The 25185-nt window shown below is 61.8% G+C and carries 21 protein-coding genes; 13 read left to right on the top strand and 8 right to left on the bottom strand.

What is annotated here, in order from left to right; all coding sequences use genetic code 11:
- Positions 1-21: 21 nt before the first annotated feature.
- From KX729_RS14105 to KX729_RS14080, 6 genes are read right to left on the bottom strand one after another with little or no spacing between them, the layout of a single operon-like run.
- Positions 22-987, bottom strand: coding sequence for a formylglycine-generating enzyme family protein (locus KX729_RS14105; protein ID WP_219743085.1), 966 nt, complete (start codon positions 985-987; stop codon positions 22-24).
- Entirely contained in the window at positions 984-1649 is a 666-nt protein-coding gene (locus KX729_RS14100; RefSeq protein ID WP_219743084.1) for a TetR/AcrR family transcriptional regulator, read from the bottom strand. The genes KX729_RS14105 and KX729_RS14100 overlap by 4 nt, the downstream gene beginning before the upstream one ends.
- Positions 1642-3714, bottom strand: a complete 2073-nt coding sequence (locus tag KX729_RS14095; RefSeq protein WP_219743083.1) for a dipeptide ABC transporter ATP-binding protein — start codon at positions 3712-3714, stop codon at positions 1642-1644. The genes KX729_RS14100 and KX729_RS14095 overlap by 8 nt, the downstream gene beginning before the upstream one ends.
- A complete protein-coding gene (locus KX729_RS14090) occupies positions 3711-4574 on the bottom strand; it encodes an ABC transporter permease (RefSeq protein ID WP_219743082.1) in 864 nt (287 codons plus the stop codon). The genes KX729_RS14095 and KX729_RS14090 overlap by 4 nt, the downstream gene beginning before the upstream one ends.
- Before the next feature lie 2 nt (positions 4575-4576).
- Entirely contained in the window at positions 4577-5524 is a 948-nt protein-coding gene (locus KX729_RS14085) for an ABC transporter permease (RefSeq protein WP_219743081.1), read from the bottom strand.
- Positions 5525-5542: 18 nt separating this feature from the next.
- The gene (locus KX729_RS14080) at positions 5543-7093 is read right to left on the bottom strand and encodes an ABC transporter substrate-binding protein (protein ID WP_246617576.1); all 1551 of its coding nucleotides are present in this window, start codon (positions 7091-7093) and stop codon (positions 5543-5545) included.
- 476 nt (positions 7094-7569) lie between these two features.
- Here KX729_RS14080 and KX729_RS14075 point away from each other — a divergent pair, with 476 nt between their 5' ends.
- From KX729_RS14075 to KX729_RS14020, 12 genes are all read left to right on the top strand, one after another.
- Positions 7570-9369, top strand: a complete 1800-nt coding sequence (locus tag KX729_RS14075) for an IucA/IucC family protein (RefSeq protein ID WP_219743080.1) — start codon at positions 7570-7572, stop codon at positions 9367-9369.
- The gene (locus KX729_RS14070; RefSeq protein WP_219743079.1) at positions 9353-11077 is read left to right on the top strand and encodes an IucA/IucC family protein; all 1725 of its coding nucleotides are present in this window, start codon (positions 9353-9355) and stop codon (positions 11075-11077) included. The genes KX729_RS14075 and KX729_RS14070 overlap by 17 nt, the downstream gene beginning before the upstream one ends.
- Positions 11074-12354: an AMP-binding protein gene (locus KX729_RS14065; RefSeq protein ID WP_219743078.1), complete on the top strand. Its 1281-nt coding sequence runs from the start codon at positions 11074-11076 to the stop codon at positions 12352-12354. The genes KX729_RS14070 and KX729_RS14065 overlap by 4 nt, the downstream gene beginning before the upstream one ends.
- Positions 12351-13646 (top strand): DUF6005 family protein, encoded by a 1296-nt coding sequence (locus tag KX729_RS14060; RefSeq protein ID WP_219743077.1) that lies wholly within the window; start codon positions 12351-12353, stop codon positions 13644-13646. The genes KX729_RS14065 and KX729_RS14060 overlap by 4 nt, the downstream gene beginning before the upstream one ends.
- A 229-nt stretch (positions 13647-13875) precedes the next feature.
- Entirely contained in the window at positions 13876-14391 is a 516-nt protein-coding gene (locus KX729_RS14055; protein ID WP_219743076.1) for a sigma-70 family RNA polymerase sigma factor, read from the top strand.
- Between the two features lie 201 nt (positions 14392-14592).
- Complete coding sequence (locus KX729_RS14050; RefSeq protein WP_219743075.1) at positions 14593-15567, top strand: FecR family protein; 975 nt, start codon at positions 14593-14595, stop codon at positions 15565-15567.
- Positions 15568-15692: 125 nt separating this feature from the next.
- Entirely contained in the window at positions 15693-17978 is a 2286-nt protein-coding gene (locus KX729_RS14045) for a TonB-dependent receptor (RefSeq protein WP_219743074.1), read from the top strand.
- A gap of 108 nt (positions 17979-18086) precedes the next feature.
- A complete protein-coding gene (locus KX729_RS14040) occupies positions 18087-18386 on the top strand; it encodes a DUF2218 domain-containing protein (RefSeq protein WP_219743073.1) in 300 nt (99 codons plus the stop codon).
- 33 nt (positions 18387-18419) lie between these two features.
- Positions 18420-19319 (top strand): siderophore ABC transporter substrate-binding protein, encoded by a 900-nt coding sequence (locus tag KX729_RS14035; protein WP_219743072.1) that lies wholly within the window; start codon positions 18420-18422, stop codon positions 19317-19319.
- Positions 19316-20293, top strand: a complete 978-nt coding sequence (locus tag KX729_RS14030; protein WP_219743071.1) for an ABC transporter permease — start codon at positions 19316-19318, stop codon at positions 20291-20293. The genes KX729_RS14035 and KX729_RS14030 overlap by 4 nt, the downstream gene beginning before the upstream one ends.
- Complete coding sequence (locus tag KX729_RS14025; RefSeq protein WP_219743070.1) at positions 20286-21227, top strand: iron chelate uptake ABC transporter family permease subunit; 942 nt, start codon at positions 20286-20288, stop codon at positions 21225-21227. Before KX729_RS14030 ends, KX729_RS14025 begins: the two co-directional genes overlap by 8 nt.
- On the top strand, positions 21224-21982 hold the full coding sequence (locus tag KX729_RS14020; protein WP_219743069.1) for an iron ABC transporter ATP-binding protein: 759 nt from the start codon (positions 21224-21226) through the stop codon (positions 21980-21982). Before KX729_RS14025 ends, KX729_RS14020 begins: the two co-directional genes overlap by 4 nt.
- Before the next feature lie 15 nt (positions 21983-21997).
- Here the strand turns inward: KX729_RS14020 and KX729_RS14015 are convergent, their stop codons facing one another.
- Entirely contained in the window at positions 21998-22384 is a 387-nt protein-coding gene (locus KX729_RS14015; protein ID WP_219743068.1) for an SgcJ/EcaC family oxidoreductase, read from the bottom strand.
- Between the two features lie 13 nt (positions 22385-22397).
- The gene (locus tag KX729_RS14010; protein WP_219743067.1) at positions 22398-23090 is read right to left on the bottom strand and encodes a GntR family transcriptional regulator; all 693 of its coding nucleotides are present in this window, start codon (positions 23088-23090) and stop codon (positions 22398-22400) included.
- Between the two features lie 254 nt (positions 23091-23344).
- Between KX729_RS14010 and KX729_RS14005 the strand changes: the two genes are divergently transcribed.
- The gene (locus KX729_RS14005) at positions 23345-25177 is read left to right on the top strand and encodes a gamma-glutamyltransferase family protein (protein ID WP_219743066.1); all 1833 of its coding nucleotides are present in this window, start codon (positions 23345-23347) and stop codon (positions 25175-25177) included.
- The last annotated feature ends 8 nt before the right edge of the window (positions 25178-25185 follow it).

Genomic DNA, 25185 nt, shown 5'->3' with positions numbered 1-25185 from the left:
GGTACGTCCTGTCCTTATGCGCTATGAAGATCGGCGGGAAACGGTTCGGAAGCCGAGATTGCAGCTCGACGAACCCGGCGTGTTGGAACTGCGCGCCGCCACGCGGTAACGGTTGCAATAGGAGGCGTGGCAGAGATAAGAGCCGCCACGCATGACCCTTCTTTGCCCGCGTGCGGGACCTTCCGGATCGTCGGAAGGCGAATGCGTGTAGTAGTCGCGATCAAACCAGTCGGCGCACCATTCCCAGACATTGCCGGCCATCTGGTAGAGGCCGAAACCGTTCGGCGTATAGGTCTCGACCGGCGCGGTCGCCAGCCAGCCATCAGCGGCGGTATTGCGGGTCGGGAAAGTGCCTTGCCAGAGATTGGCATGGTGGCCCCCCCCCTCCTCCAGATCATCGCCCCAGGGGAAACGCCTGCCCGCAATGCCGCCGCGGGCGGCATATTCCCACTCCGCTTCGGTCGGCAGGTCGCGCCCGGCCCATTGGCAATAGGCAAGCGCATCGGCATGGCTGACATGCACGACGGGATGGTCCATCAGATCGTCGATACCGGAAAGTGGTCCGAACGGGTGGCGCCAGTCTGCACCGCGCACGGTAAGCCACCAGGGCGTACCGTGATAGCCCAGGATATCCCTCCGGTCGGCCGCGACGGCGAGCCGGAAAACGCTTGAATTGCCGTAGGTCTCCGCGTCGGTCCGGTACCCGGTCGCCTGAACGAAATCCGCAAACTGCGCCACCGTCACGCATGTCACGTCCATGGCGAACGGGCCAAGCGTCACCGCGTGGACAGTCCCCTCGCCATCCGCCGCATAACCTTCGCCGAAATGATCGCCCATCAGGAATGATCCGCCGGGCAGTGCCACGTCTCGGTGGATCGGTCGCGCGCCGGATGTCTGCGGCTCTATCTCGGCGGATACGACCTCGCCCCTCCCCTTGCGGGAAGCCGAGCAGCAGCAGGCATTTCCGGCGAGAACCGCATCGGTCATCGGCGTATATCTCCGCTCGGCTCATCCAGCGAGATGTGCATATCGGGGTCGCGCATATAGGGACGCAGGATTGCGAAGAACTGCATCAGCGACGTTTCGCGGCTGACTGACGTCGGCTCGAGCAGCCATTGCAGGCGAATGCCGTCGGCGACGGCCATGATCCACCGGGCGAAGGTTTCGAGCGTCATGCCGGGCGGCAGCTTTTCCTCGTCGAAGACATCCTTCAATTCCTCGGTCACGAAGGCCGCGACACGCCTGTAGCGTTCGACGAACCAGTCGCGCGCGGGATGGTCCTGAATGATGCTTTCGGCCGAAAGGATCGCGAAGAGCTGCACCAGCGCCGGCTTTTTCTCGTTGGCGCGCAGCGTCCGCAGGAATGTGCTGAGATAGTCGAAACCTTCGTCCAGACTGGCGTTTTCGGCCTTCTCGTTGCGCTCTTCGCGCTCCTGCAGGACGGCAAGCAGCAGCGCGCCCTTGGAGGGGAAATGATGCAGCATGCCGGCCTGGGTCATGCCGACATCGGCGGCGATATCGGCGATGCTGGCGGAATTGAAGCCGCGCTCGGCAAACAGCCTCAGCGCCGAATCGAGGATCGCCCTGCGCCGGATGTCTCCTCGCGGGCTCCTGCGCGTCGCCTTCTTGTCTGCTTCCGGCTTATCCATTCCCGGCCTCATCCCTTGTTCCGGCCTTGATCGGCGTGCCCGCGAAGTGACAGGCAGCCTTCTGTCCGGTAGCAGTTTCCTTGAGGTTTGGCGAACTGGTGGAACAGATTTCCCGCTCCGGAAAATAGGCCGGCCCGATCGGACAGCGGGTGCGGAAGCGGCAGCCGCTCGGCGGATTGGCCGGGCTCGGCATATCGCCGGCCAGCACGATCTTCTCCTGCCGTGCATCGAGCGCCGGTTCCGGCGTCGAGGAAATCAGCGCTGCCGTATAGGGATGCTGCGGCGAGCCGTAGACCTGTTCGGCCGTACCCATCTCGACGATCTTGCCGAGATACATGACCGCGACATTGTCGCTGATATGCCGCACTACCGAAAGGTCGTGGGCGATGAAGAGATAAGCGAGACCCAGCTCGTCACGCAGTTCTTCGAGCAGGTTGATGATCTGCGCCTGGATCGAGACGTCCAGCGCCGAGACGGGCTCGTCACAGATCAGCAGCTTCGGTTCGGTGGCAAGCGCGCGGGCGATGCCGACGCGCTGCCGTTGGCCGCCGGAAAGCTCGTAAGGGTAACGTTCGAGGAAATCCTCGTTCAACCCTACCCGCAACAGCAGTTCGACTGAGCGTTCTCGCGCCTTTTCGCCGTTTACACCGGCGACACCGAGCGCTTCGCCAAGCGATTGCGCGATGCTGCGGCGCGGATTGAGCGAGGCGAATGGGTCCTGGAAGACATACTGGATGGTGCGGACGATCGTGTCGCGATCTTCCGGGTTCATCGCGCTGACGTCGCGGCCAGCCACCGTGATCTTGCCGCCGGCGACCGGGCTGATGCCGACGATGGTGCGCGACAAAGTGGACTTGCCGCAGCCCGATTCGCCGACCAGGCCGAGCGTTTCGCCGGGGCGGATCTCGAGCGATATGCCATCGACCGCAAAGATCGGCTTCGCCTTGGAGAAGAACGAACCCGAACCGCGATTGACGTCGGTTCTGAGGTCTTCGATTTGGAGGATCGGATTGGCAGAAAGGGTCCGCCGGGCCTTGCGGACAAGGCCCTCTTCTTCCGGCGGGACGGACATGCGGTCAGCCGCGCTCACCCAGCAGGCGGCGGAATGGGCAGGCGCCAATTCTTCAAGCCGCGGCACCTCCGAGCGGCAGCGCTCCACGGCAAAACGGCAGCGCGGATGGAAGGCGCAACCCGATGGCAGCCGTGCCGGCGTCGGCGGCGAGCCGGGAATGGCCCGCAACTGGCTGCCTGTATTGCTGTCGATGCGCGGCACGGAATGCAGCAAGGCGGCGGTATAAGGGTGGCGCGGCGCGGAGAAAACGTCGGCGACCGTGCCGCGCTCCACCACTCGGCCGCCATACATGACGACGAGGTCGTCGCAGAGTTCCGCCACCACGCCCATGTCATGGGTTATCATGATGATCGACAGGCCGAGTTCGTCCTTCAGATCGCAGAGAAGCCGCAGAATCTGCGCCTGGATCGTCACGTCGAGCGCGGTGGTCGGTTCGTCGGCGATCAAAAGCGACGGTTTGTTGGCCAGCGCGATGGCAATCACCACGCGCTGGCGCATGCCGCCGGAAAACTGGTGCGGATACTGGTCGAAATTGCGCTCCACATCGGGAATGCCGACCTGGCGCAGCAGTTCGAAGGCCCGCTCGCGTGCCGCCGCCCGGCTTGCGCCGTGGACGACAAGCGCCTCGGCGATCTGCTCGCCGACGGTCATCACCGGGTTCAACGCCGCCTGCGGGTCCTGGAAGACCATGGCAATACGCTTGCCACGGATCTTGCGCATTTCGGCTTCCGGCAGGCCGACGAGGTCGCGGCCGTTGAACATCACCGTGCCGCTATCGACCCGGCCGGGATTTCGCAGCATGTCGAGGATGGAGCGCACGGTGACCGACTTGCCGGAGCCGGATTCGCCGACGATGCCGAGAACCCGGCGCGGTTTCACCTCGAAGGAAACGTTGTCGATGATGCGGATGGTCGCATGCCGGCCGGCGAAGGAGGCGGACAATCCTTCGACATTCAGCAGAGGTGCCACGGATTGGACTGCAATATCGGTCATTTGCGGTTCACCGTGGCGTTGAGCGCATCAGCCAGCATGCTGAAGGCAAGTGCGACGATAATGAGGATGACGGTCGGGCCGAGCACATAGGTCGGCGCTCGGCTGATATAGCGTATGCCGTTGTTGAGCAGCGTGCCGAGCGACGGTTCCGGCGGCTGCAATCCGAGCCCGACGATGCTGAGTGCGGCCTCGATGAAGATCGCTGAAACCACGAAGACGGCGCCCTGTACAATGATCGGATCGACGGCATTGGGCAGGATATGGCGAACCATGATCTGCCACTTGCCGACCCCGAGCGTGCGTGCTGCGATCACATATTCCCGTTGCTGCTGGGAGAGCAGCGTCGCGCGGGCCAGACGTCCGAAGCCCGGCAGGCCGGAAACGACGATCACCACCAGCAGCGCCGTCCAGCCGGCGCCAAGCACCAGCACAACGCAAATGCCGAGGATGAGGCCGGGAAAACCGACAATGATATCGAGGCAGCGCTGCACGAAACTGCCGAGCCGCGGCGACACCGCACCGATCAACCCAAGCAGCGTGCCGGCCACCATGCTGACCGGCACGGCGAAATAGACGAGCGCCAGGTCGGAGCGCAGGCCATAAATACTGCGCACAAAAAGGTCGCGGCCAAGTTCGTCGGTTCCGAAGAAATGAAGGAATGACGGCGCGCGCAACGATTCCCGCGATTGCACGTCGTAACCGCCGGGAAAGACGACCGGCGCCAGGAAGGCGAGCGCCGAGATGAGGATGATCGCCGTCAGCGCCGCAATGCCGCGCGTCGTGGTAAACGCCTCCATGTAACGGGCGATCGACGGGTTGAACCAGCGGCGATGCATCGGCTTCGATTGCGGCACGGTCATCGTCAACCCTCCAGCCGGATGCGCGGATCGAGCGCCGCGATGGTGATTTCAGAGAGAAGCTGGATGAGGACGGCGATCAGCACCGCACCCAGGATCAGCGCCTGCAGCACGAGATAGTCGCGGTTCTGGACGCTGGAGACCGCAAGCTGGCCGAGCCCGTTACGGGCGAAGATCGCCTCGATGACGATGGCGCCACCGAGCAGTTCGCCGGCCCGCAACCCGATCGCGACGATCGCCGGGCCAAGGCTGTTGCGCAGCAGATGGCGGCGCATCAGGCGGCCCGGAGGCACGCCCTTGGCCTTGGCGAGATCGATGAAATCCTCGCCGCGGACAGAGTTGATCGCCGTCGCCAGGAGCCTTGCCACGACGGCCGCCTGCGGCAGCGCCAGCGCGAAGGCCGGCAGGATGAGATATTGCAGGCCTTTCACCGGATCGCGCAGAAGGCCCATCTCGCCGCTGACGGGCAGGATCGGAAAGGCGATGCCGAGCAGCAGGATCAGCAGCAGGCCGGTGAGAAAGGGAGGCGTCGCGAGACAGATCGTGTTGACGACGTCGAGCGCTGCCTTGGTCGTCTGGTTGCGCAGTGTGGCCGACAGGATGCCGAGCGTGAAGCCGATGATGATCATCAGGACGAGCGCCAGCGCCGCAAGCTCGATCGTGCTTTCCAACCGGCTGGAGATCAATGTCGCGACCGGGCGGCGCATCGCGAAGGAGCGGCCGAGATCGCCATGCAGCAGGTTCCAGATCCAATGGAAATACTGCTCGTAAAGTGACCCGTTCAAGCCGAGTTGGTCACGCACGGCGGCGAGCTGCTCCGGGCTCGCGTCCGATCCCGCCAGCGCCACGGCGGGATCTCCGGGCGCCAGCCGCGGCAGGACGAAGGCGATCACCGAACTTGCGATCGCCACCATCACTACCGACGGGAGCTTCTTGAGGAAGAATGTCAGCATCTCGTTCTGCCGATCAGGTCATTCGGCCAGATAGGCCTGGCCGAACAACATCTGCGACCGAAGCGTCGCCTTGACGCCCTTCACCGTGTCCGAGAGGATCGTCTGGCCGGGCGTCTGCACCAGCGACAGGCTGAATGCTTCGTCGAGCATGTAATCGGACAGCGCCTTGACGGCCTTGTCGGTCGCTTCGGGCGAATTCGCCGCCGTCACCGCATTGCGCAGCGTCGCATACTGGTCCGACCAGAAACCGGACGGATTGCCCTGGCGCAGCGACGGCAGCGAGGAGAGCAGCGTCGCGGTGCTGAACCCGACCTGGCCGTGGATCAGGATAAACGCCGGGCCGAGATCGCCGGCGACCTGCCGCTTGTCGAAATCGGCGACATCGAGCACCACCGCTTCCGGCGCAAGGCCGATTTCCTTCAGATTGTTCTGGACGATCTCGAATATGCTGCGGTTGGCCGGGATGGAGGGCACGACGATCGGCACCTTGGCGCCCGTCGCTCCGGCCTTCTCGACCAGCGCCTTGGCCTTCTTCGGGTCGTAGCCATAATGCAGCGCCTGATCCTTGCCATAACCCGGCGAACCGACGCCCCAGAAAAGATCGGTCGGGACACCGATGCCGCCGAAGACCTGGTCGTTGATGCGCTGGCGGTCGATCGCATATCCGAGCGCTTGGCGGACTTCCTTCTTGTCGAACGGCGCCTTGGTGACGTTGACGCCGAGCGGAAAGATCGTGCCGCCCGAATTCACGAACTGATATTGCGGATTGTTGGTAAACTCGACCAGATCGTTCTGCGAAAGACCGGTGGCCATCACGGAACGACCGCTGCGCAGCGCCGAGACGGATGCCGTACTGTCAGTAATCACAGCGAATTCGATCGAGTCGAGATAGGGCAGGCTCTTGTCGCGGTAACTATCGTAACGCTCCAGCATGATCGAAGCGCCGGGCGACCATTTGGCGAATTTGAACGGGCCGGTGCCGATGACCTGCGAGCCGTCCTCGCGCTTGGCATAGGTTTCCTTGTCGATGACGTTGGCCTCTTCGAACAGGTCGAAGATATTGGCAAGCGGCTTCTTGAACTTGATCGTCAGCGTCGTCGCGCTGGTGACGTCGATGCTCTGGAATTCCTTGGCGATGAAGCCAACCTGGGCGGCCGTTTCCGGCAGCGCCATGGTTTCGAGCGTGAACTTGATGTCCTCGGCCGTCATCTTGCGGCCGGTGTGGAAGGTCACGTCGTCACGCAACACGATATCCATCGAAAGCCCATCGGCGGCCACTTTCCACGACTTTGCGAGCAGCGGCTTGACCTCGAAGGTCTCGGGATCCGTCTGGGTCAGCGTCTCGAAGACGTTCTTGACCCAGGGCGAGTTGCCGGCGCGCAGCGTGAGAATATTGCGCGGCTGGGCGTCCGCCGTCTGCGACACAGTTATGGTGCCGCCGCGAACCGGCTTGCCGTCATCGGCCCTGACCGAGGCGGTGGCACAGAGGCCGGCCGCCAGCACAACCGAAAAGATCATGCCGCCAATGGGGCGGGCATGGCGAATTGCAGGCAAAATCCTGATGGTCATCAATCTTCCTCCCGAGTTCGACCGGTCAGGCGCGACGCGCCTGCCTCCTCCGGTCCGAGGCTCTTAATTAAACCGAGCACTCGCTAGGTTTAAGGTGCGATGATTGCCCTTCGCTGTCAACCGGATTCGTCGGATGCGATCGCCGGCGAATAAAATTCCGGCACTCGCCGCGCAAAAAAGAGCGCGGGGGTGAAAAAAACGGAAGGCCGGGTCGTCTTCGATCCTGAATGCGCCGAGTGCCGGCGCCCGTCCGGATTATCGCAGCGAGCCCTACGAATGAAGTCCCAACTCCACGTATCTCCCGTCCGCAATATCTTCCGGCGTTTGGCGACCGCTGCCGTCGATCGCACCCGGCGCGTGTCGATGACCTCCGCCCGCTGTCGGTGAGCACCGGCGTCCGATGCGGATGAGCGCATGCTCCCCGCTGATCGCAACAGCGCAATAAATTCGTTGCCTCGTGCAACGGGGATGGAAAAATGCAATCGTCAAGGCAAGCGGCAGAAACGGCGACGTTCCAGAGTTTTGCGAACTGCTACCTGCGCGAGGTCGATGCCGGTACGCCGGTGACCCACCGGACACCGGGCGGGCCGGTGAACGGCATCGAATGGGCCCTGCCCCGCCAGCAATCGATGCTGCGTGCCGAAATCACGTCCACCTCCCTATGCGGCCCGCAGCATTTTGGCCGGTTGTGGATCAAGGCGACATCCGACACGGCCTGGCGACCGAGCGAGCCGCTTTCCGCCCTGCATCTTCTGATCCACGAGGCCTACCGGCAGATCGAAGAGGGCCGCCCCGAAACCTCGCGAACCGAAACCCTGCGCAGTTTCGAGCTGGAATTACTGGTGCGGGTTCTCGACAGCTACCAGCAGATGGCGCTCTATCTCGATAAGGCGACGCCTGCTCCGAGAGGCGAGGGCCATTTCATCGAGGCGGAGCAATCGCTCGTCTTCGGACACTGGCAACACCCGACACCGAAAAGCCGGCAGGGCATGACCTTCTGGCAACAGGAACGGTATGCGCCGGAGCTCCGCGGCCAGTTTCAGCTGCATTATTTTGCAGCCAAACATGCGGATATCCGCGAAGCTTCGGCGAGAGGCCTGCAGGCATCCGAGATTATCCGCTCCGGGCTCGGCGCATGCGCTGATCAGCTCGACATCGCATCCGACGAATGCCTCATCCCGATGCATCCGCTTCAGGCGGAAGCGCTGCTTTTCGATCCGGACGTGCAGGCGATGCAGCGCGATGGGCAGTTGCGCCATCTCGGCCCGGCGGGATCGCTGTTCACCGCGACCTCGTCCGTCCGCACGGTCTACAGCGCCGATAGCGAGTGGATGCTGAAATTCTCCCTGCCGGTGCGGATCACCAATTCCGTCCGCATCAACCGCCGGCCGGAGCTCGAAGCGGGTGTGGCGATGGCAAAGCTGATGCAGGGCATCGGTTTTGCGGCGCGTTTCACGAACTTCCGCATCATCGAGGATCCCGCCTATATCACCCTCGACATGCCCGGCCGCGAGGAAAGCGGTTTCGAAGTCATCCTGCGCGAAAATCCCTTCCGGGGCGACGGCGCGCGGGGCATCGTCACGCTTGCCGCGCTGACCGCCGATCCGCTGCCCGGCGACCTGTCACGACTGGAACGGATCATCCGGAAGCTGGCGGCAAAAAGCGGCGACGGCATTTCCAATACGGCGCTCGCCTGGTTCCGGCATTATCTCGCCTGCGCCGTCGAGCCGCTGATCAGGCTCTATGACGAACACGGCGTCGCGCTTGAAGCCCATCAGCAGAACAGTCTTCTCAACATACGCGCCGGTTACCCTACGGCCAGCTATTATCGCGACAACCAGGGCTTCTATCTCTCCGAAAACCATCGCGGCCGGCTCGCTGCCTATGTGCCGGAAACCGAGACGATCGCATCGCTCTATTTTTCCGACGCGGAGATCCGCGACCGCTTCGCCTATTACCTGATCGTCAACCAGGTGTTTTCCGTCATCAGCCGCATCGGCCATGATGGTCTGTGCGATGAAGGCATTCTTCTCGTGACGCTTCGCGCGCATCTGGAAGACTGCGCCGCGACGATGTCCGGCGCCGGCCGCGACTTTGCCCGTCACGTGCTCGACCTGCCGACGATCACATCCAAGGCGAACCTCACCACGCGCCTCTTCGATGTCGACGAACTTCAATCGAGCAGCGGACACGGACTGTACCGGTCGGTTCCCAATCCGCTTCGCGTTCCGATCGCGCTTGCAGCGCCGAGAGCAGACCATGCCATTGCCTCTTGAAACACCGGGCAATGCCCGCGACCGCGTGCTGCGCCAGCTGGTGGCGGCCCTGCTTTTCGAGGGGGTCATCGAAGCCCGCGAAACTGCTGGCTATTTCGAATGGTCGCTGGATGGCCGGGCATTTCGCTGCAAGGCGGACGTCGGGCCGTTCGGACGTCTTCGGATCGGCGAGCAGTCCGTCGAAATCCTGAGCCAGAACGGCCGTTGGGAAACCGCGCCGCTCGGTGCGATCGTCGCGGCACTGCCTGGAACCGGTATTTCGCATGGAAAGCTGCTCGCCGAACTGGAGCAGACGGTTACGCTCTGCGATTGGAACCACCGCAACATCTCCCGCGGCTCCCGTCGCGACATGAACTTTACCGCACTGGAAGGCGCAGTCGACGAGGGGCATCCTTATCATCCGTGCTTTAAGGCCCGCACCGGCTTTTCGCTGACGGACCATGCGATCTATGGACCGGAGACAGGCAGGCCTTTTCGGCTCGGCTGGCTCGCCATCGCCCGCAAACATCTGAACCAGGTGCTGCCACAGCAGGACGAGGCGTTCTGGCTGAAGGAACTGGGTGAGGAGACTTTTACGAGCCTTCTGGCAAGGCAAGGCAGTTTTGGGCTTTCTTCCGATGAATTCGGCCTCGTGCCGCTGCATCCCTGGCAGTGGAAGGCATTTGCCGAGACATCTCTGTCCAACTGGATCGCGGCCGGCGAAGCGCATTATCTCGGAGAATACGGCGACCGCTATGTGGCGACACAATCGGTGCGCTCGCTCCTGAACGTCGACCGGCCGTTCGCCGCCAGCGTCAAGCTGCCGATGAACATCGTCAGCACGTCGTCGCGCCGGACGCTGGAGCCGCATTCGGTCTGCACCGCGCCGGCACTTTCCGCCTGGATCGCCGGCATCGTCCGAAGCGACCCGCTGTTCGCGACGGACTATCCGCTCACCATCCTGCAGGAATATGCCGGCATTATCGCTGACCGGGAGGGGCCGCTTTCGGGCCAGATCGGCGCGATCTGGCGGGAGAATGCGGAAGCCACGCTGCAGCCCGGCGAAGCGGTCATTCCCTTCAACGCCCTGATGATGATCGAGGCGGATGGCAAGCCGTTTGCCGATGAATGGATCGAGCGTTTCGGCCTGATGCCATGGATGAACCGGCTTCTGGAAGTCGCGATCCTTCCCGTCTGGCATCTTCTCGTTCACCACGGCATCGCGGTAGAGGCCCATGGGCAGAACATGCTGCTCGTGCATCGCGATGGCTGGCCGGAACGGCTCATCCTGCGGGATTTCCACGAGAGCATCGAATTCTCATACGACTTTCTCCGCGAGCCGGAAAGGGCTCCAAATTTCCTGTCCCTCAACCCGATCTACCACGACGCCGAACCGGACCAGTATTACTGGACCGACAATCTCGACTCGCTGCGCGAACTGGTGATGGACACGCTCTTCGTCTTCAACCTCACCGAGATCTCGCACCTGCTCGAGGTCTGCTACGGACTGCCGGAATTCCGCTTCTGGCAGCGCGTCGAGGCGCTGATCAGCACCTATGCCGAGGAACGCGGCATGCAGCAGCGTCAGGCGCAGCTCGGCCACGACCGGCCGTTTATCCTTACCGAATCCCTCATCACCCGAAAGCTGTTGGCGCTGAAGCCGGAATATCACCACGAGGTTCCGAATGCCTTGGCCGCGCCGGCATCCGAACGAAGGAGAAAACCATGATCCGTATCGACGGAGAGTTTTACGATCGCGCATATTTCGAGGAGGCGGGAAGCCGCATCGCCGCGCAGGTAGGGCTGACCGAAGGAAGTTCGGACCGCTCTGCAGTTTGCTTCAGCAATACGCCCGAATGGCTGTCCTTCTTCTTCGCCATCCGCAAGGCAGGCGCCAGCGTGCTGCCCATTCATCCCGGCACGCCCTATGCCGCAGCCCGCAAGCTGGCTATGACCGCAAACTGCGATCGGCTCTATTACAACAGCCTGACAGCCGAGGTGCTTGAGACCAGAGAAGAGCCGATCGGCCCCGGCCGGCTGCTGCATATGAGTTCCGGCACGACGGGTGCTGCCAAATGCATCGCCCGCCCCTGGAGCGAGATCGACCGGGAGGTCGAAAGCTATGTCGCGACTTTCCGGGAACCGGAAGACATGACGCCGGTCATTGCCTGCCCGACCACCCATTCCTACGGCCTGATCTGCGGCATCCTCGTCGCGCTGAAGCGCGGGCAGGTTCCCGTCATCGTCGAAACCGCCAACCCCAAACACCTCCTGAAAGTGCTTCGCGAGACCGAACGACCGCTCCTCTATTCCTCGCCGGCCATCCTGCATACACTCTCGCGCCTCATTCCTGAGGGTGAAAAGCTTTATGCGGCGATGACCTCAGGCACGCTGCTGCCCGACCCATGGTTCACCCAGATCCGCGCCAAGAGCGAGTGGTTATTCCAGCAATATGGTTGCTCGGAATCGGGCTGCATCGCCATCAATCCGGATATGCAGGCTGCAGGCGACATGGGCTTCGTGCTACCGCATCATGCACTCTCGACCGGAACCAGTGCCGAAGATGCCGGCGAGATCATCGTGCAGGACGAAGGCGGTCCGGCAATCCATACAAGCGATCTCGGCTATCGCCGCGAAGACGGCATGCTGGTCTTCCTGTCGCGCATGGATGACATGATCAACGTCTCGGGCCTCAACGTCTATCCGGGCGATGTCGAGGATGCGGTCATGGCCATGCCGCCGATTGCCGATGCGGTGGCCTTCCGCAAGGCGGACCGCTTTGCCGGCGAGCGGGTGGCGCTGCTCTACAGCACTCATCAGCCGGTAACGCCGCAGGATATCCGCGAATGGTGCGGCCGACACCTCGCCAGCCACCAGCTGCCGATGGAAATGATCGAGGTCGCCGAAATCCCGCGCCAGGCCAACGGCAAGATCAGCCGCCGCGAGGTTGCCGCCCGGCATGCGGCCGGCGAATTCAACACTTTGGCCGCAGGAGCCGCGTCATGAGCCGCGACGAAATTTTGGCCGCCATTCAAACGCTGCTAACCGAGCAGATGGCCCATCCGCATATGCAGGGTTTTGCCTTTGAAGCACGACTAAACGAGGACCTCTATCTCGATTCAGTGCTGATCCTGCAGATCCTGCTCAATCTGGAGCTGGAATATAATCTGGCCATGCCGGAAGAGGCGATCGCCAGCCAGGACCTTGAAACCGTGGCGGACCTCGTCGGCCTATACCTGCCGAAACTTGCGGTTCCGGCTTTCCCGATGACCGGCGGCACGACGGATGAAGGCGTTCACGGCGAAGCCTATTACGACATCAAGGTGCATTGCTTCGTCAGCTGCGTCTGCGACGGGCTGAAGCGGAACGGGCTCGATCAGCGGCCCTTCTATTTCGGCGTCTGGGACGTGAAATTCACCGTCAGCGACCGGTTCGAACTTCTCTACCATTCCCCGGAGATCAAACAGGATTTCTTCCGCGAATGGTTCACCCAGCTCTACACGGTGCCGATCCGCGAATGGTACAATCCCGCAAAATCGAAGGCGGAAAACCTCGAGACGCTGATCGACCTCGTCGAGAACCGGCGGGAGACAGGCTCGGTCATGGTCATGCTCGACATGTTCCACCTGCCGGAGCGCGAGAACAAGTTCAACCAGAACCCCTTCCCGCACTACCTCATGCTGCAGAAGACCGCCGATCCGGAAAAATGGTTCGTGCACGATCCTGACTATCGCTGGGAAGGAGAGATCGATCGGAAGACGGTCATCAATGCCATCATGCAGCCGACCGTCGGTGGCGGATATGTCTTTGACAACGCACTGGCCCGCAATCCGGCGCCGGAAGATTTAAAGGCTTATTTCGAAGCCTGCTTCGTGCCAGACCGCAATCCAATTGCCGATGCGGTCCGCAGTATCGTTACCGCCCATCTGGAAGGCTACGATGGTCTGACGCTCGCCGATCTGACCGCCGCAGTGCGCGAACTGCCGATCATCGCCATCCGCAAATATGCCTACGAACACGGCTTCGCGTTCTTCTGGCGGGCACTGAAGCTGCCGGCGTCCGAGTTCGAAGCCTGGTGTGAGGAGATAGAGGCGCTATTCCAGGCGCTCAAGAATCTGCATTACTCTTGCATGAAGCTTGGCCAGACGGGTGACAGGACGCACGCAGCGGCGGTCTTCCAGCGCCTTGATGAAGCCGATCGGCAGGAATTCAGGCTGAAGGCGCGGCTGGGCGAGGTCTTCGGTCTCTGGTGCAATCATAATGTGCCGGTAATGCCGTTGAAACGAGTGGCAGGATAGGCCCTTTCCGGCATCGCTGGGACCCGAATTGGCGATGCAGAGCGGCACGGATTTTCACCTCTGTACTGCCGTCATCGTAATATGACTATTGCAATCAACTTTTTGATGATAGATAGACGTCCGGCATGATGAGCAATTCGGACGTGCAATTCCATTCGGCCGTGCAGCCGGCAGGCGTCGTCGCCTGCCGGCTCCCGGCGCGTGAAACAGATTTCGCCCTCTCGATCATATGACCACAGACGCGGAAGAACGGCACAGTGTTTATCTGACCCACCGCCCCGCGCTGGTGGATTATGCTGCGCGTATTCTCGGCTCCCGCGAAGCGGCCGAGGATATCGTTCAAGAAGCCTATCTGCGGTTCGCGCCCGGCAAGGCGCCGAGCGAAACCGCGCGCCAGGGACCGTCCTATCTCTATCGCATCGTCCGCAACCTCGCCTTCGACGTCCTGAAGCGCCGCAAGATCGAATATCGCGGCCATTCGGAAGACCCGCCGTTCTGGACTGTGCCGCAGCATGCCGACAGTCCCGAACAGGCGGTCATGTATTCCGATGAAGTGCGCGTCGCCGCCGCCGTCCTCGATGGATTGCCGACAGAAATTCGGGTTGCTGTGGAAATGTATCGCTTCGGCGGCCATACATTGGAAGGCGTCGCCGACCATCTCGGCATTTCGGTTGCCACCGCCCATCGCCACGTCCGTACCGCCATGGTGAAGATAGCTACCGCGCTCGACAGGAAAAATGCCTGATTGCTGCAAAAAGCGAAAAATCCGGACTGTTCAATCGTTCCTACGCATGAAAGGGAAATTTCGGACAAGCATCTCGCGCAAATGTGAGTAACGGTTCTGCGATGACGACATGTGAAAGCAGAAATCCAAAGCGTCAAAAGCGAATCCATAGGATCGCGACATGCTTTGTAAAATGCGGGATATCCGAAGCAGGTTAAAGACTTGGCACGGCAGGGCGAAACGGACGAAAGCATTCTGGAAGAGGCTATGGACTGGTTCCTGCGCCTGCGTGAGCCATCGCGCGCGCCCGGCGACGAGCAGGAGTTCGGCCGGTGGCTTGACTTCTCGCCCTCTCATCGTGAGGCGTGGCTGAAAGCCTGTAGAACCTGGGAGCTGATGGGCGAAACCACGCCGATCCACGAGGATCTATGGCGACCGGCAACCCAGACGAAAATCGTCACGCTCCGGCCGCGCCGCCGCGCCTGGGGTGTTGGTGTGGCGCTTGCGCTGGCAGCCTGTCTTGTGCTGGCGCTTGCCGGCCCCTCCCTGTTTCTCCGGTATCAGGCGGATTTCCGCACGAAAACGGCAGAACTTCGCAAGATCACCCTCGACGACGGCACGGTGGTCGAGCTCGGGCCGAAAAGCGCAATCGACACCGATTTCGCCGATGGTGCGCGCAATGTGACCCTGCTTGCGGGCGAGGCCTTTTTCGATGTCAAACATGATCCAGCACGGCCGTTCGTCGTCAATGCCGCGGGCGTCCAAGTTACGGTTCTCGGCACTGCCTTCGACGTGCATATGAAGCCGGAAGACACGACGGTCGAGCTGTTGCGCGGTCTGGTCGGCCTTTCGGTGGAAGGCACTTCACACCGGTTCGAGCTTTCCCCGGGCGATTCCGTTTCCGTCGCGCGAGCAGACGGTAAAGCGTCGCGCAATCGGCTTTCGCCGGACGACATCGCCGCCTGGCGCAATGGCAAGCTATTCGTCAACGACGTGACGATTGCTTCCGTGGTCGAGGAATTGCGACGCTACCACCCTGCCTGGATCAGCATTCCGAGCGGCGATCTCGCCAATCGCCGCGTCACAGGCCTCTATGATCTGTCGAACCCTGATCGTGCCCTTGAGGCTCTTGTGCAGCCTTATGGCGGCAAGGTGCATCATGTTTTGCCTTACCTTCGTGTCGTGGCACTTTTCTGAGGCCGTTAAGTTTTCCTGAAAATTTTCACGAGCGGTGAAAAAACTGCCGCGTGCAGTCGTCTCTACGCTTGAAACGCTGGCCGGGGGGCTTGGCGTACACATCGCGTAATCAGGAGACGGGGCGGATGAGTTTGCCGGTAAGTGGAGTTTTGCGTGGCGCGGAGCCGAAGGCCAAAAAGAAAGCCTTTGCATTGGGCTTGATGGCGACGGTAGCTGCTGCGGCAATCGTGGCAAGCCCGATCGTCACTCGCCCCGCCATGGCACAGACCGCCACCCGCAACTTCAATATTCCCGCACAGCCGCTTGCCTCGGCTTTGAACGCCTTCGGCCGCCAGTCCGGCCTGCAGGTGACGCTTGCCGCTTCGACCTCCCAAGGCGTCACGGCCCAGCCGGTCAGCGGCAACCTGACGCCGGACCAAGCGCTGGCCCGCCTGCTGTCCGGCACGGGCGTCAGCTATCGGATCAATAATGGAACCGCTGTGATCGGCGCACCGGCGGCGGCCGGCGGAGCAGGTTCGGCGGAGGGTACCACCACCCTCCGCCCGATCGTGCTCGACGGTCAGCCCAGTGCGGAAGGCGATGTCGGCGAAACGGTCATCGGCCAGGAGCAGCTGGAGCGCATCAACCCGACCGATCTCGCCGACGTCTTCCGCGAAGAACCCGGCGTCCAGGTCGGCAGCTCGCTGCCGATGTCGCAGAAGGTCTATGTTCACGGCGTGGAAGAGACCAATCTTGCGGTCAGCATCGATGGCGCCCGGCAGAACAACAAGGTCTTCCACCACAATGCCACCAACCTAATCGACCCGTCTATTCTGAAGGCCGTCGATGTCGACGCCGGCATCGCGCCGGCCGATGCCGGCCCCGGCGCTCTGGCGGGCTCGATCAATTACGAGACCAAGGATGCGGCGGACCTTCTGGCGCCCGGCCAATCGATCGGCGGCTTCGTGACGTCGACCTACAATTTCAACAGCGACACGGTGACGACCGGTGTTTCGGCCTATGGCAAGCACGAGGGTTTCGAATTCCTCGGCTACTTCACCTTCGGCAAGGGTGACGATTTCGTCGCCGGCAATGGTCATGAAGTGGGCGGCACCAGCACCAATATCCTGAGCGGTCTCGGCAAGATCGCTTACGAGACCCAAGACGGCCACCGTTTCGAATTGAGCCATGACCGTGTTGTCGATGACGCCCCGCGTCCCTTCCGCGCCAATGCAGGTTTCGTCGATACCGGCCGCCCATGGGAACCGCGCGTGCGCGACTATCGCATGGACCGGCAGAACACTGTCTTCACCTATACGGACACGTCGCCCGAAGGCTGGTGGGATCCGAAATTTCAGCTGGCCTACAGCTCCACCGAGGTGAAGGTGCCGATCTTCGGCCCGCCCGGCTATCTCTATACTGATACCGGCGAGACCTCGAGCTTCAACGGCAAGTTCGAGAACAAGTTCGCCTTGGACATCGGCAATATCGTCGCCGGCATCGATTTCTACAGTGACAAGGCGGACCTCGACGATCCGTTCGAGCCCGGCACAGAAAAGGCGACCAATGTCGGCATCTACGCGCAGGCGCGTCTCGAGCCGTGGGATCATACCCGCCTTTCGTTCGGCGGTCGCGCCGACCATCAGTGGTTCACCGGCGTCAACGGCTCGGAATTCGACAATAGCGGCCTCAGCGCCAATATTTCCGGCGAATATGACCTGACGGATTTCCTCACCGCCAAGGCCGGTTTTTCGCATGTCTGGGCAGGCATTCCGCTTGCGGAAAACTTCATCATGAACCCGGCCTGGGATTACGGCGCGGACGGTCCGAAGGTCGTTACCGCCAACAATTACATGATCGGCCTCGAAGCCCATTATGAAGGTTTCACGGCGGAAGCCAGCCTATTCCGGACCAAGATCAACAATGCCCGCGTCGCAGCCTATCGGACGGCGGCGGAAGGTGCGCTGATCAACAAGGATCTCGATTCCAGGGGCTTCGAGCTTGGCGCCGGCTACGCATGGACCGACAGTTCGGTAAAGGTGAAATACGCGCATGTGGACGTAGACGTGAACGGGGCGCCTGCAGATTCCGACTCCGGCAACTACCTTGCCACGCCGGTCGGCGACATCTTTACGCTCACCGCGACCCATACGTTCGTGGATTGGGGCCTGACCATTGGCGGCGATCTGGAATATGCGCCGGAATATGACCATGTCAGCGCCGGCGACCCTTACAAGGCCTATACGGTGGTCAACGTCTTCGCCGAGTGGAAGCCGGAGACGATGCAGCACTTCACCTTCCGTGCCGAAGTGAAGAACGTGTTCGACGAAACCTATTCCGACCGCGCCACCTACGGCCAGGAATTCGGCAATGTCACGCCGCTTTACGAGCCGGGCCGCGCATTTCTTCTGACCGCAAAGGCGACGTTCTGAGGAACGTGATCACATTGTTCACGTCGGCGTGTGGCGGCAACCTTCCGGGTTGTCGCCACATCCATGTCGGGATAAGTGGAATATAAAACTCAAGTAAAGGAGCAATCCATGATCCAGGCAGCAGCAGAATGGCGAACCGAACACGGCCGCAAATATCTCGTCCAGCTGTGCAAGCATTTCGCCCACAAGATCGACGTCACCTATACGGAAGACCACGGCGAATGCCGTTTCTCCTGCGGCATGGCGGTGCTGGATGCCGATGACACTGGTCTGAAGATCACAGCGGTTGCGGAGGGTTCCGAACAGCTCACCGAGACGCAATCGGTGATCGAGCGGCATCTCGTCCGCTTCGCCTTCCGCGAAAATCTGGAGGCTCTGCAATGGCAGCTACAGGATCGCGCCGCCTGAGCCGGAGCGAGATGAGCAATACAGGGTGAGACGATGAAGATCAGGACGATAGCGGCTGTCGCCGCCTTTGCGCTTTCAGCACTTTCGGCACAGGCTGCCGAGATTTCGACCGCCAGGGGGCCGGTCGCGATTGCAAAGGCGCCGGCCAAGGTTGCCGTCTTCGATATCGCCGCCCTCGACACGCTCGACCGGATCGGAGTCAAGCCGGCAGGCGTGCCGGAAAAGCTGTTCCTGTCGCAACTCGAACCGTTGAAACAGGGAGCCGAAGTCGTCGGCGATATTTTCGAGCCAGATCTCGAAGCGCTGAGCTCACTTGGCCCCGATCTCATCATCGTCGGCGGCAGGTCTTCCACCAGGTTGGATGCGGCCGCCAAGGTGGCGCAGACCATCGACATGACCATGGATGGCGACGATCTCGTGGCTCAGGCCAAGCAAAGGCTTGCAACTTATGGCGCTCTCTTCGGCAAGCAGGCGGAAGCCGCCAAGGCCGCGAGCGAACTCGACGATCAGATCAAGGCAGCCAAGACCGCGATCTCCGGCAAAGGCCGGGGTTTGATCGTCATGACCAACGGGCCGAAGGTGACAGCCTACGGTCCAGGCTCCCGCTTCGGCTGGGTGCATGCGGCACTCGACCTGCCACCAGCCGTGCCCGACGTGAAGGCCGCCAATCACGGCGAAGCGGTTTCCTTCGAATTCATCGCCAAGGCCAATCCCGACTGGTTGCTGGTGCTCGATCGCGCCGCTGCAATTGGTTCGGGCGAGCAGGGCGCCAGGGCGACATTGAATAACGAATTGATCGCCCAGACGACCGCCTGGAAGAAGGGTCAGGTCGTTTATCTGCCGGCCGCGGAGTTCTACATCGCCGCCGGGGGCGTGCAATCGATGCAGCGGGTGATGGCGACCGTCGCAGAGGCATTTGCCGCCGCGAAATGACGAGCGCCGTCCTGAAACCAGTGTCGTCGGTAACCTGGATTGCGGGTCTCGTGCTCGCAATTCTCGTCGTGGCAAGCCTGTTTGTCGGCGTCAGCGACGTGTCGCCGGGCCGCGTCTTTTCCGATGCCGCAGTATTCGAACTGCTGCTGGTAAGCCGACTGCCGCGCACGCTGGCGGCCCTTCTGGTCGGAGCCGGCATGGCGATCGCAGGGCTCATCATGCAGACGCTGGCGCGCAACAGCTATGTCGAGCCTTCAACGGCCGGCACGGCGCAAAGTGCCGAACTCGGCGTGTTGGTCGTCACGCTGTTCTGGCCTTCAGCAAGCCTCTTCCTCAAAAGCATCGCCGCAACCGGCACTGCTCTTCTCGGAACGTCAATTTTCCTGATGACCGCGCATCGCTTGCTGCCGACGCAGCCGTTTCTCGTACCGCTGTTCGGCATCGTTTACGGCGGGGTTGTCGGCGCGGCAGTCACCTTTATCGCCTGGCAGGCGGATCTGCTGCAATATCTCTCGGTCTGGACCAACGGCGATTTTTCCGGCGTGCTGCGCGGCCGTTATGAACTATTGTGGATCGGCGCGGCCATGCTGATCGTCGCCTGGGCGATCGCCGATCGGCTGACGATCATGGCGATGGGGCGCGATGCAAGCATCGGGCTCGGTGTCGATTATGCCCGCATGCTGCAGCTCGGCCTTGTGATCGTCTCCGTTATCTCGGCGCTCTGTACGGTCGTTGTCGGCACCATCCCCTTCGTCGGCATCGTCGTGCCGAACATCGTATCGCGCCTTGCGGGAGATAATCTGCGCAGCACCTTGCCGGTCGTGGCGCTCAGCGGCGCGATCCTGGTACTGGGTTGCGACATCCTCGGCCGGCTGGTCCGTTATCCCTATGAGATACCCGTAGGCACGGTGATGGGCTGCGTCGGTGGCGCCATTTTCCTCTGGCTCCTGTTCAGGCGGCCAGCACATGGTTGATCGTCGGCTTGCCTGTCTCGGCGTTGCAGCCCTGCTCTGCATCCTGGCCTATATGACGATCGGGCTGCGCGGCAATATCGGCTTCGTGCTGGCGCTGCGCGCCACGAAACTCGCGGCCCTGATCCAGGTCAGCGTCTCGATCGCCATCTCCACCGTGATCTTCCAGACTGTCACCAACAATCGCATCCTGACGCCCTCCATCATGGGTCTCGATGCGCTCTATCTTTTCGGCCAGATGCTGCTCGTCTTCCTGTTGGGCGGGCTCGGTTACGCGGCGCTCGACCCGCAGCTCAAGTTCAGCGGCGAAGTGCTGCTGCTGATGGCGCTTGCGGCCGGCCTGCTGCTTCCTATGCTGAAGCATCGCATCGACATGGGGCTGATGCTGCTTGCCGGCATCATCCTCGGCGTTCTGTTCCGCAGCCTTCAATCGCTGCTCGCCCGGCTTGTCGACCCGAACGATTTCGCCGTGGCTCAGGGCGCGAGTTTCGCCAATTTCAACGACGTCCGCACTGATCTGCTGATTTTCGCGGCCGTCCTCACGGTGGTTGGCGTGGTGATCGCCTGGCGCGCGCGGCATGTGCTGGATATCCTGGCGCTCGGGGCAGACAGCGCAACCGGCCTTGGCGTAACCTGGAGCAGGACGGTCACCGGGTTTCTTCTGCTCGTCGCGGCGCTGGTCGCCGTTTCCACTGCTCTTGTCGGCCCCGTCGCCTTTTTCGGTCTGCTTGTCGTCGCCGTGGCGGAACGCATCGTGGATACCCGCCGGCATGCCATGATGATGCCGGCGGCCGCGCTGACAGCCATCGTCATTCTGGTCGGCGGCCAGACGCTGTTTCAGCACGGGCTCGGCAACAGCTCGACACTCGGCGTCGTTATCGAGTTCGCCGGCGGCCTCGCCTTTCTCGTCCTCCTCTTTCTTGGCAGCCGCAAATGATCCGGATTGAAAACGTCTCCCTGAAACACGGCGCCGCATCGATCCTGTATGACATCTCGCTGGACATCCCGAAAGGCGGCATTACCGCACTGATCGGCCCGAACGGCGCCGGCAAGTCCTCGCTTCTCTCGCTCATCGCAAGGCTGCAGCCCCTGCAATCCGGCAAGATCTCCATCGACGGTTTCCCGGTCGATAAGACGCCGAACCGAGATCTGGCAAAGATCATCGCGATCCTGCGTCAAGATTCGATCGTGACGAGCCGGCTTAGGGTGCGAGAACTCGTCGGTTTCGGCCGTTTTCCGCATGGCCGCGGGCGGCTGACATCGGAGGACCACGCGGTCATCGGCCAATCGCTCCAGCAATTCGACCTCACCGATCTTGCTGACCGGTTCCTCGAAACACTGTCGGGCGGACAGCGGCAGCGCGCACTCGTCGCCATGGCCTTCGCACAAGGCACTGATTACCTGCTGCTCGACGAACCGCTCAACAATCTCGACATGTATTTTTCTCGCGAGCTGATGCGCTCGCTGCGTGCCATTGCCGATGACGCCGGCAAAACGGTAGTGATCGTGCTGCACGATATCAATCAGGCGGCCGCGCATGCGGACCGGATCGTTGCGATGAAAGCCGGGCGCATCATTGCCGACGGCACGCCCGCAGAGCTTCTCACATCCGAGACCCTGCAAAGGATTTTCAGTTTCGACATGCCAGTTATCACAATCGACGGCACGCCGGTCGTCATGCATTTCCGATAAGATTGTATAACGCGCCTATCGCTCGATCTGCGAAACGTGGTTGAGTGCGATCACCCATCTGCCGTCGCGTTTGCGCATCAGCCGGGTGTTGACGCCGGTCTGGTTGCCGGCCGGGCGCACCAGCTTGTAGTCGCTGATCAGCTGGGCGGCATCGGGCGCCAGCATTTCGATGCGGATGTTGGTGAAGGCGAGTTCGCCTTGGGAGCCCGGAGACCCGCCGTAGTCGGCGATATAATGATCCAGCGTCGCCTGCCAGTCCTTCTGGATCTTGCCGCGGGAGACGAAGGTCACGTCCGGATTTGCGAACCCGGCCATGTATCCATGGAAATCCGCGCGGTTCCAGGCAGCCTGCATCTGCGCGATAACATCGCGGATGGCGTCTTTTTCGATCGTGTCGGACATCAGTATGCTTTCTTCAGAGATGACTTTTGGCGGCGGCCTCGTCTTCCTGACGCTGCCGTTTGAGAAGGACTTCCTGGGCCGCCGAAACGAGATGACGTCGCAGCGCATTTTCCGCAGCCTTCGGATCCTGGTCGAGGATCGCGTCAACGATCTGCTGATGCTCGCGGCAGGAACGCTTAAGGCGGCCCTTGTCCTTCAGCTGGTATTTACGGAATGGCGCAAGCTTCAGCCGCAGCGTCTGGGCGGCGGAGATCAGGTCGCTATTATGGCTGCCCTGGAAAAGCAGGCTGTGAAACCGCGTATTGATCTCGTTATAGGCCTCGTGGTCGCCTTCATCGGCCAGCGCATTCATCTCGCGATGCATGCTTTCGAGTTCCGCCCGCTCGCTCATCGTCATCCGATGCGATGAAAGCCGGCCGCAGGTCGCTTCGAGCTCGGCCATCGCCTCGAACATCTCGTCGATACGCTGCGCCGAGATCTGGATGGCAACGACGCCCTTGTAAGGCTCCCGCTCGGCAAGGCCGCGGCCGCACAGAATATGCAATGCCTCGCGAACCGGCGTGCGCGAGACGCCGAACTGTGCGGCGATCGATGTTTCATCGAGGCGTGACCCGGCTGGAATATCGCCGTTAATGACAGCCTCTTCCAGCTGCTCTGCAACGAAATCGCTTCGACTTTTCTTCGCGTTAGCCGGAGTTTCCAGCATCAGGCATTCCCCTTTCCCGTTTCGGGCAGTTTCTTTTGTATCGTTCGGATAACCCAATCGGCAACATATTACACAATCCGCTTGCAATATCGGCAACAAATATACAGTATGTCCACAGAGAGAGGCTGTCGCATGCGATGCGGCACTTAACATTGAGACTTGTATATAATCCAGCGTCAACATGCGGCTCCCGCCAGCAACCTCTGCGAAGAGGCTGAAAGATGGGGCGCACGCGGCTGGGATGAGGAATCGCCATGACATTCACGACACGACCGGAACTCAGAGGCACGTTCGGAGCAGTATCGTCGACTCACTGGCTTGCCTCAACAGTCGGCATGTCCATTCTGGAAAAAGGCCACACGGCCTTTGATGCTGCCGTGGCAACCGGCTTCGTCCTTCAGGTCGTCGAGCCCCATCTCAACGGCCCTGCAGGCGAAGTGCCGATCATCGTCACCCCGGCCGGCGCCGATGCTCCGACCGTGATTTCCGGACAAGGCCCCTCGCCATCCAAGGCGACCATAAAGTATTTCAAGGACCTTGGCCTCGATATTATTCCGGGTACCGGCCTTCTCGCGGCCTGTATCCCGGGTGCATTCGGCGCCTGGCTGACACTTCTGCGTGATTACGGCACGGCCGAACTCGAGGATGTGCTGGCGCCGGCGATCTATTATGCAAGGACCGGCCACCCGCTGGTGCCGCGCATCGCCAACACGATTGCCTCGATGCGCGAACTCTTCGAAACGCATTGGCCGAGCTCGGCGGAAATCTACCTGCCGGGCGGTGTTGCGCCGCAATCCGGCAAGCTCTTCCGTAACCCGCTGATTGCCGATCTCTACGAAAAGATCATCAATCAGACGAAGTCCGCCAAGACCCGCGAAGCCCGCATCGATGCGGCTTTGGATTTCTGGTATCGCGGCCCGGTTGCCGAACGGATCGAGGAATTCTGCGCCACGGAAGAAGTCTGGGACGTTTCCGGCCGCCGCCACAAGGGCCTGATCACCGCCCAGGACATGGCCGATTACAAGCCGCTGATCGAAAAGCCGGTCTCCACCACCTATGGCGACTACGAGGTCTTCAAGTGCGGACCGTGGTCGCAAGGCCCGGTCCTCCTGCAGATGCTCAACATCCTGAAGGGCACGGATATCGCCGATCTGGACCCGATGGGCGCCGATTTCGTGCATCTCGTCGTCGAGGCGACAAAGCTCGCCATGGCCGACCGCGAGTCGTGGTATGGCGACAGTCCCGACGTGCCGATGGCCGCGCTGCTGTCCTCCGGTTATGCCGACACCCGCCGCGCACTGATCACCGGTGCCGCCTCCATGGATGTGCGCCCCGGCGCCCCGGAAGGCCGCAACCCGAACATCCCGCCGCTGCGCACGGTCGGCACCATTCATCAGCCGGGCCTTGGCGGCGGCGAACCGACGGTTGCCCGTGACGTCAAGCTGCCGAACGACAAGCAGGGCGAACCCGCCTTGACACGCGAAGGCGCTCAGCGCGGCGATACCGTGCAAGTAAGCGCCGTCGATCGCTGGGGCAATATGGTCTCCGCAACCCCTTCGGGCGGCTGGTTCCAGTCGAGCCCGGTCATTCCGGGCCTTGGTTTCAGCCTCACAACACGCGGCCAGATGTTCTGGCTGGAAGAGGGCCTGAATTCCTCGCTCGCACCGTCCAGGCGGCCGCGCACGACGCTGACCCCGTCCACCATGTTCCGCGATGGCCAGCCTTACATGGCCTTCGGTACGCCGGGTGGCGACCAGCAGGACCAGTGGCAGCTCATCATGCTGATGCGCCATATCCACAAGGGCATGAACCTGCAGGAGGCGATCGACGCGCCTTCCTTCCATACCGACCATCTGCCCTCCTCCTTCTGGCCGCGCGAGATCAGCTATGGTGCGGTCACGCTGGAATCCCGTTTCCCTGAAGCGGTTCGCGAGGATCTGGCGGCCCGTGGCCATAAGATCACCGTCGCCGATGCCTGGTCGGAAGGTCGTCTTGCTGCGGTCGCAAGGGAAATGGATGGCGACGTGCAACTGATCAAGGCCGGCTCCAACCCGCGCGGCGTGCAGGGCTATGCTGTCGCGCGCTGATGCCGCCT

It is taken from the genome of Neorhizobium populisoli (genome assembly GCF_019430945.1).
Classification (GTDB): Bacteria; Pseudomonadota; Alphaproteobacteria; order Rhizobiales; family Rhizobiaceae; genus Neorhizobium; species Neorhizobium populisoli.
This window is presented reverse-complemented; position numbering and strand designations above follow the sequence as displayed.

Coding starts and splice junctions, on each gene's coding strand:
- KX729_RS14105 (WP_219743085.1), bottom strand. CDS start 987: ATGACCGATGCGGTTCTCGCCGGAAATGCCTGCTGCTGCTCGGCTTCC.
- KX729_RS14100 (WP_219743084.1), bottom strand. CDS start 1,649: ATGGATAAGCCGGAAGCAGACAAGAAGGCGACGCGCAGGAGCCCGCGA.
- KX729_RS14095 (WP_219743083.1), bottom strand. CDS start 3,714: ATGACCGATATTGCAGTCCAATCCGTGGCACCTCTGCTGAATGTCGAA.
- KX729_RS14090 (WP_219743082.1), bottom strand. CDS start 4,574: ATGACCGTGCCGCAATCGAAGCCGATGCATCGCCGCTGGTTCAACCCG.
- KX729_RS14085 (WP_219743081.1), bottom strand. CDS start 5,524: ATGCTGACATTCTTCCTCAAGAAGCTCCCGTCGGTAGTGATGGTGGCG.
- KX729_RS14080 (WP_246617576.1), bottom strand. CDS start 7,093: ATGACCATCAGGATTTTGCCTGCAATTCGCCATGCCCGCCCCATTGGC.
- KX729_RS14075 (WP_219743080.1), top strand. CDS start 7,570: ATGCAATCGTCAAGGCAAGCGGCAGAAACGGCGACGTTCCAGAGTTTT.
- KX729_RS14070 (WP_219743079.1), top strand. CDS start 9,353: ATGCCATTGCCTCTTGAAACACCGGGCAATGCCCGCGACCGCGTGCTG.
- KX729_RS14065 (WP_219743078.1), top strand. CDS start 11,074: ATGATCCGTATCGACGGAGAGTTTTACGATCGCGCATATTTCGAGGAG.
- KX729_RS14060 (WP_219743077.1), top strand. CDS start 12,351: ATGAGCCGCGACGAAATTTTGGCCGCCATTCAAACGCTGCTAACCGAG.
- KX729_RS14055 (WP_219743076.1), top strand. CDS start 13,876: ATGACCACAGACGCGGAAGAACGGCACAGTGTTTATCTGACCCACCGC.
- KX729_RS14045 (WP_219743074.1), top strand. CDS start 15,693: ATGAGTTTGCCGGTAAGTGGAGTTTTGCGTGGCGCGGAGCCGAAGGCC.
- KX729_RS14040 (WP_219743073.1), top strand. CDS start 18,087: ATGATCCAGGCAGCAGCAGAATGGCGAACCGAACACGGCCGCAAATAT.
- KX729_RS14035 (WP_219743072.1), top strand. CDS start 18,420: ATGAAGATCAGGACGATAGCGGCTGTCGCCGCCTTTGCGCTTTCAGCA.
- KX729_RS14030 (WP_219743071.1), top strand. CDS start 19,316: ATGACGAGCGCCGTCCTGAAACCAGTGTCGTCGGTAACCTGGATTGCG.
- KX729_RS14025 (WP_219743070.1), top strand. CDS start 20,286: ATGGTTGATCGTCGGCTTGCCTGTCTCGGCGTTGCAGCCCTGCTCTGC.
- KX729_RS14020 (WP_219743069.1), top strand. CDS start 21,224: ATGATCCGGATTGAAAACGTCTCCCTGAAACACGGCGCCGCATCGATC.
- KX729_RS14015 (WP_219743068.1), bottom strand. CDS start 22,384: ATGTCCGACACGATCGAAAAAGACGCCATCCGCGATGTTATCGCGCAG.
- KX729_RS14010 (WP_219743067.1), bottom strand. CDS start 23,090: ATGCTGGAAACTCCGGCTAACGCGAAGAAAAGTCGAAGCGATTTCGTT.
- KX729_RS14005 (WP_219743066.1), top strand. CDS start 23,345: ATGACATTCACGACACGACCGGAACTCAGAGGCACGTTCGGAGCAGTA.